This is a genomic window from Providencia sp. PROV024 (assembly GCF_032709665.1).
GTDB lineage: Bacteria > Pseudomonadota > Gammaproteobacteria > Enterobacterales > Enterobacteriaceae > Providencia > Providencia huashanensis.
The window spans coordinates 2,488,698-2,502,350 of the sequence record NZ_CP120545.1; the positions used below are offsets into that span (position 1 = coordinate 2,488,698).

General features: G+C 40.0%; 13 protein-coding genes. 7 read left to right on the plus strand and 6 right to left on the minus strand.

Going from position 1 to position 13,653, the window contains the following annotated elements; all coding sequences use genetic code 11:
* Positions 1-211: 211 nt before the first annotated feature.
* Complete coding sequence (locus P3L56_RS11545; protein ID WP_136134463.1) at positions 212-745, plus strand: hypothetical protein; 534 nt, start codon at positions 212-214, stop codon at positions 743-745.
* A 26-nt stretch (positions 746-771) separates the two neighbouring features.
* Here the strand turns inward: P3L56_RS11545 and P3L56_RS11550 are convergent, their stop codons facing one another.
* Positions 772-1,014, minus strand: a complete 243-nt coding sequence (locus P3L56_RS11550) for a hypothetical protein (RefSeq protein WP_036964105.1) — start codon at positions 1,012-1,014, stop codon at positions 772-774.
* Between the two features lie 120 nt (positions 1,015-1,134).
* Between P3L56_RS11550 and P3L56_RS11555 the strand changes: the two genes are divergently transcribed.
* The 5 genes from P3L56_RS11555 to P3L56_RS11575 all read left to right on the plus strand — a co-directional run bounded on the left by P3L56_RS11555 (position 1,135) and on the right by P3L56_RS11575 (position 3,034).
* Positions 1,135-1,608: a hypothetical protein gene (locus P3L56_RS11555; RefSeq protein ID WP_272686305.1), complete on the plus strand. Its 474-nt coding sequence runs from the start codon at positions 1,135-1,137 to the stop codon at positions 1,606-1,608.
* Positions 1,605-1,781 carry a hypothetical protein gene (locus tag P3L56_RS11560; protein WP_272686304.1) on the plus strand — a complete coding sequence of 59 codons (177 nt, stop codon included), beginning with the start codon at positions 1,605-1,607 and terminating at the stop codon, positions 1,779-1,781. The genes P3L56_RS11555 and P3L56_RS11560 overlap by 4 nt, the downstream gene beginning before the upstream one ends.
* A complete protein-coding gene (locus tag P3L56_RS11565; protein ID WP_272686303.1) occupies positions 1,781-2,020 on the plus strand; it encodes a hypothetical protein in 240 nt (79 codons plus the stop codon). The genes P3L56_RS11560 and P3L56_RS11565 overlap by 1 nt, the downstream gene beginning before the upstream one ends.
* 182 nt (positions 2,021-2,202) lie before the next feature.
* Positions 2,203-2,856 (plus strand): MT-A70 family methyltransferase, encoded by a 654-nt coding sequence (locus P3L56_RS11570; RefSeq protein WP_272686302.1) that lies wholly within the window; start codon positions 2,203-2,205, stop codon positions 2,854-2,856.
* Positions 2,849-3,034 carry a hypothetical protein gene (locus P3L56_RS11575; protein WP_272686301.1) on the plus strand — a complete coding sequence of 62 codons (186 nt, stop codon included), beginning with the start codon at positions 2,849-2,851 and terminating at the stop codon, positions 3,032-3,034. Before P3L56_RS11570 ends, P3L56_RS11575 begins: the two co-directional genes overlap by 8 nt.
* A gap of 5 nt (positions 3,035-3,039) precedes the next feature.
* On the opposite strand, the gene P3L56_RS11580 is transcribed toward P3L56_RS11575, so the two are convergent.
* The 3 genes from P3L56_RS11580 to guaB form a co-directional block, all read right to left on the minus strand.
* Positions 3,040-4,245, minus strand: a complete 1,206-nt coding sequence (locus P3L56_RS11580; protein ID WP_272686300.1) for a tyrosine-type recombinase/integrase — start codon at positions 4,243-4,245, stop codon at positions 3,040-3,042.
* Positions 4,246-4,463: 218 nt separating this feature from the next.
* Entirely contained in the window at positions 4,464-6,041 is a 1,578-nt protein-coding gene (guaA, locus tag P3L56_RS11585) for a glutamine-hydrolyzing GMP synthase (RefSeq protein WP_048607329.1), read from the minus strand.
* Between the two features lie 83 nt (positions 6,042-6,124).
* Complete coding sequence (gene guaB / locus P3L56_RS11590; protein ID WP_042843566.1) at positions 6,125-7,591, minus strand: IMP dehydrogenase; 1,467 nt, start codon at positions 7,589-7,591, stop codon at positions 6,125-6,127.
* A 171-nt stretch (positions 7,592-7,762) separates the two neighbouring features.
* Here guaB and xseA point away from each other — a divergent pair, with 171 nt between their 5' ends.
* Positions 7,763-9,130 (plus strand): exodeoxyribonuclease VII large subunit, encoded by a 1,368-nt coding sequence (xseA, locus tag P3L56_RS11595; RefSeq protein WP_048607330.1) that lies wholly within the window; start codon positions 7,763-7,765, stop codon positions 9,128-9,130.
* Positions 9,131-9,192: 62 nt separating this feature from the next.
* Here xseA and P3L56_RS11600 read toward each other — a convergent pair whose 3' ends face one another.
* Complete coding sequence (locus P3L56_RS11600) at positions 9,193-11,451, minus strand: TonB-dependent receptor domain-containing protein (RefSeq protein ID WP_166685066.1); 2,259 nt, start codon at positions 11,449-11,451, stop codon at positions 9,193-9,195.
* Between the two features lie 141 nt (positions 11,452-11,592).
* Positions 11,593-13,647 carry a S9 family peptidase gene (locus tag P3L56_RS11605; RefSeq protein ID WP_247605637.1) on the minus strand — a complete coding sequence of 685 codons (2,055 nt, stop codon included), beginning with the start codon at positions 13,645-13,647 and terminating at the stop codon, positions 11,593-11,595.
* Between the last annotated feature and the right edge of the window lie 6 nt (positions 13,648-13,653).

Here is a 13,653-nt window from a genome sequence, read left to right on the forward strand (position 1 = left end):
GAAACTTATAATTTATCTGTGTATGCAGTTTAAGAATAGTTAAGCCATGGAATTTAGCAAGGAAGTAGATAAAAAAATGCCGACACAGGGAGAATCGGCGAGGACTACAAAAATAATTAGAAAGTTCAAATTAACTATAGGTCATAAATTAAAAACAATGATGAATTATTTTAATCATATCGATTAAATAGATGCAATAATAGGAATGAATATGAAGGTTGAACAATCTCAAGTGACTAAACTGGTGATAGCAGGCATAGAGCGTCACGACCCCATTCATGTTTACCTTGAAGATTACGGTGATAACAAAAATGGCAGAGTTACTATTAGCGAAAGTGGCGATTCATGGTCTTGTTTTTGGGGCTCTATGGGCAGCTCACTAGTTGAGTTTATTCATAGGATTAATAACCACTACTGGATAGGTAAGCTAGATTCTAATTTAAACTCTGAGATAGATGATGATAACGATGCAAATGCTGAATATGCTAAAAAGCAAGTTATCGAACTGCGCAAAGATGATGAAATAGACCAATACGAAGCAAGGGAGTATTGGGATTTAATTGAATCATCCGATGATGTTAAGAGTGATTGTTGCAATTGCTATATAGGAAGTAAGTTGCTTAGTTTGTTTGGCGATGATGCTTGGTATAACGATTGGCCTTCTATTCCCAACCCTAAATATCTAAGAATGGAATCGCGCTTAAATGCAGTTCGTGAGGCATTAAAACAAATAAGTGTGAATTAAAAGAAGCCTATCCTTGGCTTGTATCTTTAAGAAAACTTAAAGTAAATGTCATTCATTCTTATATTGCTCACAGTCGCCTTTCTAGCTGGTTCAGAAGGAGAAAACACTTCAATAATATCCCCTTTATTTAGCATGTTAAATAAAGAACTATTTCCATGAAATGGAAATGAAATCCCATTCTCTATTTCAGTAACTTTAAATAGTTGCCGACGCTTTATATCATAATTACTTTTATCAACAACATTGGATAAATAGATTTTAGTGCTCATGTTCCTTCCTCGTTAACGGTTGAAAATCGATCATACCACCAACAATTAAATAAATAAACCTTTTAAAACATGGCTTTACAGATTACATATTTTGCTCAAAACATATCAATAGAGGTAATTATGAAAGACAGAATCAAGTTTAACGATGCAATGTTAGCGGCTGTCATTGATGGCAGAAAAACGCAGACACGTAGACCGATTGTGCCACAACCAAAAGTAACAGAAGAAGAGTTACGCAAGCTTGGGGCATGGCAAGAAGATTATTCGCTGTCAGAGCAAGTATGTGCAGCGTGGCGCCATGGTTTTGTTGATGTTGATTGCCCATATGGTGAGATTGGCGACATCATCAGCGCTGCTGACAAGGACGGCAATATCAAAGGGAAAATTGAAATTACTGATGTTTGGTTGCAACAATTGCACGCCACTACCCTAGGGGATATTTGCAAAGAGATTGGCTGCGGTCTTTATGATTTCATTCCTGTAACTTATGGCTTTCAAGTTTGGGAAGATACTTGGCGTTCCATCTACGGAGAAGAAAGCTGGAATAATAATCCGTGGGTATGGGTGATTGAATTTAAAAAGGTGAAGTTATGAAATTAACAGATCGTCAAATTAGCACGTTAAAAAACATAAATAATGGATATGGGCAGCTAAGCAATAAGTTATCAATTTTCTCACTGGAGAATAAAGGACTTATTAAGCTTCACCCTAAAGATGGATGGAAATTAACAAAGTCAGGCATTGAAGAACTAAATAAGGTGGAGTGATGGAAGATAAGCAAAAAATACTTAATTCATTATTTACTCGTTTGAATTGGGATGCGCAAGATACTGGAATGATTCGATTGCGTAACGCTGAAATAGGAGGAAAGCTTCAAATAAGATGTACTGCACTATGGAAAGAAGTAATTAACGCCACTGAGCCAACGGAAGATTTAATTAATCGATTAACTGTATTTCATAATGATGTTGAAAAAGCAGCTAAAGAAACTGGATTATACAAATGAATAAAACTCGTTGTGTATGGTGTAATAAGAAACTCAACAAAGAAGAGTTATTTTATTATGAATACTCTTGTGAGAAATGCGAATATTATAGAGTTGCATTAAACAACAAAAATAAGTTTGATGTTTTTGCTTTAAGAATTGCATTCTATTTTAGAAAGGTAATTAACCTAGTGTAGGTGATAATGAAAAAATATGATCTTATTTATTGCGATCCCCCTTGGCAATACAGCAATAAAGTTTCTAATGGTGCCGCAAATAACCACTACCAAACCACCAGCCTTTTTGATTTAAAACACCTTCCAGTTCATACCATCGCCGCAGAAAACTCAGTCCTTGCCATGTGGTATACAGGCAATTTTGTGCAAGAAGCATTTGAGCTAGCCAAAGCATGGGGATTTACCGTCCGCACACCTAAGGCATTTACATGGGTTAAATTCAACTCACTGGCTCATGAACGTTTCGATAAAGCCCTACAGAATGGCACTTTGTTTGATTGGCATGACCTGCTGGATCTACTCAATGCTGAAACAAAAATGAACGGTGGAAACTATACAAGAGCAAATAGCGAGGACGTATTAATCGCCACTCGCGGCAATGGCTTAGAGCGCATGAGCGCCAGCGTTAAACAGGTTGTGTTTAGCTGTTTAGGCGAACACAGTCAAAAGCCTTGGGAGGTTAAAAATAGGCTTGAACAATTATACGGTGACGTTAATCGCATAGAGTTATTTGCGCGTGACATGTCACAAGGTTGGGATGCTTGGGGCAATGAATGCCCGAACAACAGTATTGAACTTACTGGGCCACAATTTATAACCAAGGCGGTCACCATTGATTGAACTCATTTTGATAGCGTACGCATGGATTGCAGGATATGTATTTTCTGCAATAGGTACCGAAAACGATAGCCGCCCAGTAATTATTGAGCGGCTTTTTTATTCCACATTATGGCTTGTGGTTGGTGCGTCGATGCTATCAACTTTACTTGCCACAAAAGTTTTAGGCTCAGAAAAATAAACCTCTTAAATTTTACCCTTCTCTTTCTCTATCCAACCATCCACCATATTAGCCCACTGCTGTAGCATATCGCGGCGCTGCTCTGCATACTCTGCTTTGTTATAAACAGCACGTACGCCTTTTTGTTCGTGGGCTAAACACTTCTCTATCCAGTCAGAATTGAAGCCAGCCTCATGTAGCAATGTGCTGGCTGTTCTTCTCAAATCATGGACTGTCAACGGTTCAAAATTAATCCCTTTATCATTAATACGCTTAATAACACCAGTGATCACATTGTTTAATGACGCATTAGACATATGCTTGCTAATATCATGTCTACCCGGTATCAAATATTCACTCCCCATAGCACAGGCCTTTAAGCCAATGAGAATATCGTAGGCTTGCTCAGATAAATAAATTACGTGCGCCCTTCTTCCTTTCATCCTCGACTTAGGTATGATCCAAGCCCTTTCCTCAAAATCTATTTCACTCCATGTCGCTTTTATAAATTCGCTTTTTCTAACCAGCGTTAATATCACGAACTTAACCGCTAATTTCAGGGTTGGGTAACAGCTATAATTTTCTAACTCATTAAAAAATATTCCGACTTCTTTAGCTGTCATTGCCCTATCGCGTGCCTCAAAGGTAGCGATTGAAGAAGCTTTGATACTGCTAACAGGGTTTTCTATCTCATAGCCACGATCAATAACGTAGTCGAATACAGAGCCAACAATTTCACGTATCTGTAAAGCAGTTGACTTGCCGCCACGCTCTTTAATTTTTTCACATAAGGCCCTAACCTTTTGTGTCGTGATTTCTTCTAGCTGTAGTTTACCCAGCGTTGGGTATAGATCCCTTTCGACAATAGCAGTCTTCATATCTAGCGTGCTGTCTGCGAAACGGGTTTCTGATAGATATTTGACGGTATAGTCTTTCAGGGTTAACCCTATTTTTCGCTTTGTAATACCGTCTCGTTTCTGTGAAGCTGGTGATACGCCTGCGTTCAGCGTCTTTTTGGCATCGATTAACATTTCTCTTGCTTCCGCAAGTGTAATACCGTCATCGCTGTAGCGTCCAAAAGTTATGGTTTCTCTACGCCCGTTAAAGCGGTAATCATATCTAAATGATATAGCGCCAGTTTTTGTAACAGCAACATACAAACCGTCACGATCAGCTACCTTATATAGCTTGTCTTCTGGCTTTAAGCTCTTTAATTTTTTATCGGTTAACACGTCGGTATTCCTTTGCGTGATACCGTCATTTTTATATTTTATTCGACGGTATTAAGTTATCAATTTAGTCATTATTATTTCTGATACCGTCACATATACCGTCAAAATTATCGGCAATTGTCAACTGCTAAAGACTGTTAAAAACAAAAAGGCACCAGTAACTAACTGATGCCTTTGGATTTATCGATAACTAAAAACTGTTATCAGCAATAACTATATTATTCCCACTCAATTGTTGCTGGTGGTTTACCACTAATATCATATACGACCCTAGAAATACCGCTAATTTCATTGATAATGCGGTTTGATACACGGCCTAAGAAATCATATGGTAAATGTGCCCAATGAGCGGTCATAAAGTCAATAGTCTCAACAGCACGCAGAGAAACAACCCAATCGTATTTACGACCATCTCCCATCACACCGACGGAACGAACAGGTAAAAACACGGTAAATGCTTGGCTAACTTTATGGTATAAATCTGCCTTATGTAGTTCTTCAATAAAGATAGCATCTGCGCGGCGTAGTAAATCACAATATTCTTTCTTAACTTCGCCGAGTACACGAACGCCTAAGCCTGGTCCTGGGAATGGATGGCGATATAACATGTCGTATGGCAGGCCCAGTTCAAGACCGATTTTACGTACTTCATCTTTAAACAGTTCTTTTAACGGCTCAACCAAACCTAACTTCATGTCATCCGGTAAACCACCTACGTTATGGTGTGATTTGATAACGTGTGCCTTACCTGTCGCTGAAGCGGCGGATTCAATAACATCAGGGTAAATTGTCCCTTGTGCTAGCCATTTAATGTTAGGAAGCTTCGATGACTCTTCATCGAATACCTCGATAAATACATGGCCAATTTTCTTACGTTTAGCTTCAGGATCGCTGATCCCTGCTAATGCACTTAAGAAACGATCTTCAGCTTTAGCATGAATGATGTTCAAGTCAAATTTACCCTCGAACATTTCCATCACTTGGTCTGCTTCATTTAAACGTAATAAGCCGTTATCAACGAATACGCAGGTCAAACGCTTGCCAATTGCACGGTTTAATAACAGAGCCGTTACTGATGAATCAACGCCACCTGAAAGTGCCAGCAATACATGATCATCTCCGATTTGCTCTTTCAAGCGCGCAACCGTGTCTTCTATAATTGCCGCTGGTGTCCATAGTGCCTCACATTGGCAAATATCTTGTACAAAACGTTTTAAGATATTTAAACCTTGGTGTGTGTGAGTAACTTCTGGGTGGAATTGAACCCCATAGAACCTTTTTTCCTCATTTGCCATGATGGCATATGGGCAGCTTGGTGTGCTTGCGATCGTTTTGAAGTCCGCTGGAATCGCAGTCACTTTATCTCCATGACTCATCCACACATCTAAAACAGGCTTGCCAGCTTCATTCAATGAATCATGAATATCACGGAACAGTTCACATTGCTCAGTAACTTCTACATTTGCATAGCCGAATTCACGCTCGCCTGAAACCTCAACTGCGCCACCTAATTGCATTGACATTGTTTGCATGCCATAGCAAATACCTAATACAGGTACGCCTGCATTGAACACGTAGTCAGGAGCGCGTGGGCTATCTGATTCCGTGGTGCTTTCTGGCCCACCAGAAAGAATAATACCATTTGGATTAAATTCTCGAATTTGCTCTTCTGTAACGTCCCACGCCCAGAGTTCACAATAAACGCCAATTTCACGGATACGACGGGCAATCAGCTGTGTATATTGCGAACCGAAGTCAAGGATAAGAATGCGATGCTTATGGATATTTGTTGTCATTTGAGGAGAATTCCAAAAATTCAAGTCAAAAATAAAATCGGTGGTGCGTATTAATTAACCGCACCACCCTGAAACGTTATCGATTATTGCCCCAAACGGTAGTTCGGAGATTCTTTTGTGATAGTAACGTCATGAACGTGGCTTTCTTGGATACCAGCACCACTAATACGAACAAATTCTGCTTTTGTTCTTAACGCATCAATAGTACCACAACCTGTCAGCCCCATACAGGAGCGTAGCCCGCCCATTTGTTGATGAATAATTTCTTTTAAGCGGCCTTTATACGCCACACGGCCTTCAATCCCCTCAGGGACAAGTTTGTCAGCCGCATTATCAGATTGGAAATAACGGTCTGAAGAACCTTTAGACATAGCTCCTAATGAACCCATACCACGGTATGCTTTATAGGTACGACCTTGGAATAAAATAGTTTCTCCTGGCGATTCTTCAGTCCCCGCAAACATAGAGCCAACCATGACACAAGCTGCCCCAGCGGCAATCGCTTTAGAAATATCACCAGAAAAACGAATTCCCCCATCTGCAATCACAGGGATACCAGTGCCAGCCAATGCCTCTGCCGCTTCTGCAATAGCAGTGATTTGAGGAACCCCAACACCAGTAACAATACGTGTAGTACAAATAGAACCTGGGCCAATCCCTACTTTTACAGCACTAACGCCTGCCTCTGCCAATGCTTTTGCACCTTCGGCTGTCGCAACGTTACCACCAATAATTTGTAATTCTGGGTATTTTTGACGCGTTTCACGAATACGCTGTAATACACCTTCAGAGTGACCATGAGATGAGTCAATCAATAATACATCAACGCCAGCAGCAACCAGCGCGTCAACACGCTCTTCGTTACCTGCTCCGGCACCAACGGCTGCGCCAACACGTAAACGCCCCTGTTCGTCCTTACAAGCATTAGGCTTACGTTCTGCTTTTTGGAAATCTTTAACGGTGATCATCCCTAACAAATGAAAGTTATCATCAATCACTAAGGCTTTTTCTACACGTTTTTCATGCATTTTTTGTAACACGACTTCACGCGCTTCGCCTTCTTTCACAGTAACTAAACGCTCTTTCGGCGTCATTACCGCAGTAACTGGCTGGTCAAGGTCAGTGACGAAACGGACATCACGGCCAGTAATAATCCCCACTAATGAATTGTCTTTAGCTACCACAGGGTAACCTGCGAAACCATTGCGTTCAGACAACTCTTGTACCTGACGAATTGTTGTATCTGGCGTCACCGTAACAGGGTCTGTCACGACGCCACTTTCATGTTTTTTCACACGGCGGACTTCTTCCGCTTGGCGCTCGATGGTCATGTTTTTGTGGATAAAACCGATACCGCCTTCTTGAGCCAGCGCGATTGCAAGATCAGATTCAGTAACGGTGTCCATGGCTGCAGAAAGCATAGGAATGTTCAGGCGGATGTTTGCAGTCAGTTGAGTTGATAAATCTGCAGTATTTGGCAATACCGTTGAGTGTGCAGGAACGAGTAAAACGTCGTCGAAAGTTAGTGCTTCTTTTTTAATGCGTAACATAGGCAATATCCCACCAGGCAGCGTTATGGAAAGGTATAAAATATTGCCGCGGAATTATACACACCGTAATCGGTTGCTTCCAGCCTTTTTTTGAAAAAAAACTTGATAACTCCAATGGCTACGTTAGTATCTATCAATTAAGTCCTTGTTTTAAAATTTGATCTAGCTCACATGTCGACATCACAAAATAGTGCTATTTACTCAGTTAGTAAACTAAACCAAGCGGTTCGCGAACTTCTTGATAACCAAATGGGCCGTATTTGGCTAACTGCTGAAATTTCTAATTTTTCGCAGCCAAGTTCAGGTCATTGGTATTTGACCTTGAAGGATGACCGTGCACAAGTTCGTGCAGCGATGTTTCGTGGGCAAAATGCGCGTGTGACATTTCGCCCACAAAATGGCCAACAAGTTTTAGTCAAGGCTACCGTGACTTTGTATGAGCCTCGCGGTGATTACCAATTGATCATCGAAAGCATGCAACCTGCTGGCGAAGGCTTGTTACAACAACGCTTTGAGCTTTTAAAGCAAACTCTAAATGCGCAAGGCTTGTTTGATGTCACCTATAAAAAAACTTTGCCTAGCCCAGCTAAATGCGTCGGTATTATCACTTCGGCAACCGGGGCTGCATTACATGATATTTTAAACATTTTACGCCGTCGTGACCCTTCACTGCCAATTATCATTTACCCTACAGCGGTTCAAGGTGAATTGGCACCAGCCCAAATTGCGAGAATGATTGAGCTGGCAAATTTGCGTCAAGAATGCGATGTATTAATCGTTGGTCGCGGTGGTGGTTCACTTGAAGATTTGTGGGCCTTTAATGAAGAAATCGTTGCTAGGGCTATTTTTGCTAGCCAACTGCCTATAATTAGTGCTGTTGGTCATGAAACTGACGTGACGATTGCGGATTATGTTGCCGATGTTCGAGCACCAACGCCTTCTGCCGCAGCAGAGTTAGTCAGCCGTAACCAATTAGAGATGCTACGCCAGATAAAATCAGCACAGCAACATCTTGAAATGGCAATGGATTATTACGTGGCGGGTCAACAACAAAGGTTTGCTCGTTTACATCATCGTTTACAGCAACAGCACCCGCAATTGCGTTTGGCAAGGCAACATAACCAGCTTAATTTATTGCAACAAAAACTGGCGCAGTCGATGACTCGACAACTACAAAATTCAACGGTTAAATTCGAAAAAGTTAATCGCCGTTTACTGCAAAATGATTTGCGCCCTCAATTGCAAAAACAGCAGCGACAGTTGCAGCAGACACAGTATCATTTGCAGAATATGGTCACGAGTTTGGTTAATAGTTACCGCCAACGTTTCGCAGTAGCTTGTTCAAAAATGGAAGCGGTTAGCCCATTAGCTACCTTAGCTCGCGGGTTTAGTATCAGTGAAACCGCTAAAGGTACAGTGTTGAAAAAAACCAGCCAAGTGAAAATCGGCCAACCACTGAAAACTCGCCTTAATGATGGCTGGGTTGAAAGCCAAGTTACCCATATTGAAAAGGTTAAAGCCAAAAGAGTATCGAAATGATTATTTTATCCACTTATCTCGATAAAAATAACGAGATAAGTGGTATTAAACTGATACGTTGATTAGAAACGCACCTGTCCGCCAATCATATAAGTACGCCCTCTAGCTGTTGCATTGTTTTTACCGCGTTCTTCCATAATAGCGGTAGAATTTGCACGATTTAGTGCATCCGAATAATTTTTATTGGTTACATTATTAACCGTCATCATCAATTTAACGTTTTTATTAACTTCATAGTCTGCATATAAATCAATAATTGTAGGTTGTTTTTCATAGTTATCTTTTAGCGCATTTCCATCATGATCAACGATAGACTGTACACCAATTCGTTTTGAGGGGCCTGTCCATGTAATGGTTGTACCTACGGTTAATTTCTCATCCAATAAACGTACACCAGAATCTAACGTCAAATAATAATCGGGAAGCTCTGTGAAGTCCCCCGCACTGAAATCAGCAACTTTAGCTATAGAGTTAGGTTGATCCCCAGTTTCTTTGGTATAGGATAATGTTGAATAAACTATACCTGCATCATAATTAGCCTGTAATTCATAGCCACGTAGATTAACATCATGAGGCTCATTGACATACATATAGCTTTTACGCATAAATTCTGGGAATTCTTTGTCCCATACATCATCATTCATCAAACACCAAGCCAGTTCAGCATTTGATCTTGGGCGACAAAGTAAATAAGGCTTACTCGTAATATAGTCTTTAATTTTTGTATGGAACCATAATGCCTTCATATTAAACTGGTCACCTTCAAAAATTAAATCCGGTTTAAAGCTATTAAAACCAACTTGCCATGTCTGTGATTTCTCTTCTTTTAAGAATGGGTTCATTGAATTACCACCTTCTTGAGAATAAAAAACCTCTTGCGTATTCGGTACTCTCATTGAATGCGCATAACTAACAAATGGCTGGAATTCAGGAATAATTTCTGCTGATAATAAAACTCCGGGGTTAAAACCATTACCCCGTAAATTTAAAGTCGCGGCTTCTTGTGGAAAACAAAAATCTTGATCGCCACATGCAGGTTTGAAACCTTTTAAGTGGTAATTCATATAGTTCAAATCAAAAATTGCTGTATAGATACCATACTTTGCTTCTAGTTGTGTATAGGCGCTCGCAAGATCTAACGACCCACTTGGCGAGAATGGGTTATAGTTCAACGTATCTTGGTCAATAACAGAACTAACCTCGCGCTCATATTTCGTTTTAGATAACTTAGAACCTACTTTCCATTGAAAATCAACATCACCATATGAAAACCGACTTGTATTAGAAAGATTAAGTCCATCGCCAATATTTTTAGACTTACCTTGCCTTAATGCCCAACCTAATGAGTCACCTTCAAATTGTTGGTCGTTTTTACCATGGCTAGCTAAAACCTCAACATCAATTAACTCATTCAGCGGCGTATATTTATATTTAATATAATAATCTTCACTATTAATCTTTCTTCTCGTGAGCTTATTTTGTAAGAAACGACCACTGAATTCTAATTCATGGCTGTCATTAGGTTTATATTTCAATTTGGCTAATTGCGATTGGGGCTTTTGTTTGAAAGTGGAATCAGTGGCAAAGTCGTCACTATCAAACCCATCACCATTTTTATAACTACCAGGAATATTATGGCCACTAACCGCAATTAATCCGCCAAAATAACCATCATCTTGTAATAATGTTTTCCCTGCAACCGCCACCATTCCATTATAACCGAGACCATTATCTCCCCAACTAGCTTTACTACGGAGCCCATATAAATTATCTTTAAAAATCACATCATCAATACCGATAGTGCGGAAATTTGCGCTCCCTACTAAAGCGTTAACACTATTTCCTCCATTTAATTGCCCTTTTTCTACTTCAATTTCAACAATAAAATTTGGATCGATTAAAGCGCCAAAATCATTATTTGGTTGTTGTCCATGTGTATATTGACTCGGGGAAATTCCATAATAACTCTGCGTGATACCATCAACCATCATATTCACGCGCCCAAAACCACTCAGACCACGGAGATTAACATTCACCGTTCCTTGGCTGCCATCCATTTGGGTATAAGTACCGGGCATCGTGCGGATAATTTTGTCCATCGACTGTAATTTATTTTCCGTACCAACCGCATTGTAAGCACCGGGTTTTTCTAATGCTTTGACGAGCGGGGTTTGTTTCTGCGCACCCGAAACTTTTAACTGGCTAAAATTAACCACATTATTTTTCTGTTTATTTTTCTGCTGCGTATTTTCAGCTAAAGCAACCCCTTGGTAGCTAGTGGCAATAATACCAGCTACCATAATTATTGTTTTATTATTCATTAAACCATTCCTGTAAACGTACTGAGTGTCATACGCTCACATTGCTAACACAGAACAAAATAGTGCCTGTGAAAAGGCCCAGCAACAATGCCATTAATATTGTTGCTGCCCTAAGAAAACCTAATTTTTATAGGTTAATTATTATTTTAAATATGGAAAATATTTGGGTTTATCTTCAAGCATTAAGATAAAGCTATATTCACGAGCTATGTCGTCTAGCGCATTAAAACGCCCTGACTTACCACCATGCCCCGCACTCATATTGGTTTCTAATAATAATAATGAATCACCTTGTTTAATATCTCGCAATTTAGCTACCCATTTAGCAGGCTCCCAGTATTGAACTTGAGAGTCATGTAACCCTGTCGTCACTAGAATATGTGGGTAATGTTGTGCTTTGATATTATCATATGGACTATAAGCTTTTATTCTCCAGTAATCCTCTTCGTTTTCTGGATTCCCCCACTCATCGTATTCCCCTGTCGTCAGAGGAATTGACGGGTCTAACATGGTAGTCACCACATCAACAAATGGGACAGCGGAAACCACACCCTCATATAAATTAGGCGCCATGTTCACAACCGCCCCCATCAACAAGCCACCAGCACTTCCCCCCATGGCATAAACATGCCCTGCTTTACCGTAACCTTCTGATAATAACCCTTTGGTTGCATCAATAAAGTCAGTAAAGGTATTCATCTTGTGGATTGTTTTACCTTGTATGTACCAATTTTTACCTAAGTCACCACCACCACGAATGTGAGCAATCGCGTAAACAAAGCCACGATCAAGCAAAGACAAGCGGGATGAACTAAATGATGGGTCAATTCCGTAACCATAAGCGCCATAACCATAGACTAACAATGGGTTTTGACCCTGTTTGAAAAGATCTTTACGGTAAACCAAGGAAACAGGGACTTTTACACCATCTCGTGCAGTAACCCAAATACGCTTACTTTGGTAATTTTGTTTATTAAAATCTTTAACTTCTTCTTGTTTTAGAAGCTGCTTTTCTTGAGTCAGCATATTAATTTCATATACTGAAGATGGCGTGGTCATTGATGAATAACCGTAGCGTAGTGTATCCGTATCAGGCTCAGGGTTATTCCCGATCCACGCCATGTAAGTTGGGTCATCAAAGCTTACTTGGTTTTCTTTATGCGTTAACCAACTGATTTGGCGGATATTCACCAAACCATTTTGACGTTCTTCCACAACTAACCAATTATTAAATAAAGCAAAATCTTCCAGATCTACCCCATCACGAGGGGCTATAAAGCTTAACCACGGCGCTGAAATATTGTCTGCAATGTATAAACCAAATAATGGGTGTTGGTGATTAGAGCGAATATAGAATTTACCATTGAAATGATCAGGATAATACTCAACCCCTGTTTGACGTGGTTGTAGAATTTTAACTTCATTTTGTGGCTGGTTAGCATCAATTAACCGGTATTCAGACGTTTCAGTACTCGTGATACCAATTAAAATGAAATCTTTTGACGTCGATTTCGCTAAGCTAACGTAAAAAGTGTCATCCTTTTCTTCATACACCAGTTTATCTTGGGTTTGTTGTGTACCATATTGGTGTTTAACCACTTGGTAAGGCAACAATGTTTGCTTGTCCTTATTCACATAAAATAGTGTTTGGTTATCATTGGCCCAAACAATATTACCTGATGTATTGGTTAATATATTTTCTTGCCATTCGCCCCCCTTAATTTTGCGAAATGACACAGCAAATTCATTACGCCCTTGGCGATCTTCAGCAATAGCTAGCGTGGTGTTATCCGGCGAGATGGCTAATGCCCCCATGCGATAATATTCGGTGCCCTTAGCGCGTTCATTACCATCAACTAAGACAACCCATTCACCATCACTATTAATAGGGCGTCTTTCATATATCGGATAGTTTTTACCCGCAACGACTCGTGAACGGTATATATAACCATTATAATTATAGGGAACTGACTCATCATCTTGTTTTACTCGAGAAAACAACTCATCATAAATTTCTTTTTTTAACGAACTTCCAGATTGAAGTTGTTGCTGTGTATAGTTGTTTTCTTGTGTTAAGTATTCAATAACTTCTGGTGACTTTCTTGCATCATCCCGCAGCCAATAGTAATCATCGATACGCGTATCACCATGAATAGTCATCGTATGAGGCTGTTTTTGTGCCTTTGGTGCAATCATTCTTTC

What these genes read in the sequence shown, in the direction of transcription:
- P3L56_RS11545 (WP_136134463.1), top strand. Translation starts at nt 212, where the DNA reads ATGAAGGTTGAACAATCTCAAGTGACTAAACTGGTGATAGCAGGCATA.
- P3L56_RS11550 (WP_036964105.1), bottom strand. Translation starts at nt 1,014, where the DNA reads ATGAGCACTAAAATCTATTTATCCAATGTTGTTGATAAAAGTAATTAT.
- P3L56_RS11555 (WP_272686305.1), top strand. Translation starts at nt 1,135, where the DNA reads ATGAAAGACAGAATCAAGTTTAACGATGCAATGTTAGCGGCTGTCATT.
- P3L56_RS11560 (WP_272686304.1), top strand. Translation starts at nt 1,605, where the DNA reads ATGAAATTAACAGATCGTCAAATTAGCACGTTAAAAAACATAAATAAT.
- P3L56_RS11565 (WP_272686303.1), top strand. Translation starts at nt 1,781, where the DNA reads ATGGAAGATAAGCAAAAAATACTTAATTCATTATTTACTCGTTTGAAT.
- P3L56_RS11570 (WP_272686302.1), top strand. Translation starts at nt 2,203, where the DNA reads ATGAAAAAATATGATCTTATTTATTGCGATCCCCCTTGGCAATACAGC.
- guaA (WP_048607329.1), bottom strand. Translation starts at nt 6,041, where the DNA reads ATGACAACAAATATCCATAAGCATCGCATTCTTATCCTTGACTTCGGT.
- guaB (WP_042843566.1), bottom strand. Translation starts at nt 7,591, where the DNA reads ATGTTACGCATTAAAAAAGAAGCACTAACTTTCGACGACGTTTTACTC.
- xseA (WP_048607330.1), top strand. Translation starts at nt 7,763, where the DNA reads ATGTCGACATCACAAAATAGTGCTATTTACTCAGTTAGTAAACTAAAC.
- P3L56_RS11600 (WP_166685066.1), bottom strand. Translation starts at nt 11,451, where the DNA reads ATGAATAATAAAACAATAATTATGGTAGCTGGTATTATTGCCACTAGC.
- P3L56_RS11605 (WP_247605637.1), bottom strand. Translation starts at nt 13,647, where the DNA reads ATGATTGCACCAAAGGCACAAAAACAGCCTCATACGATGACTATTCAT.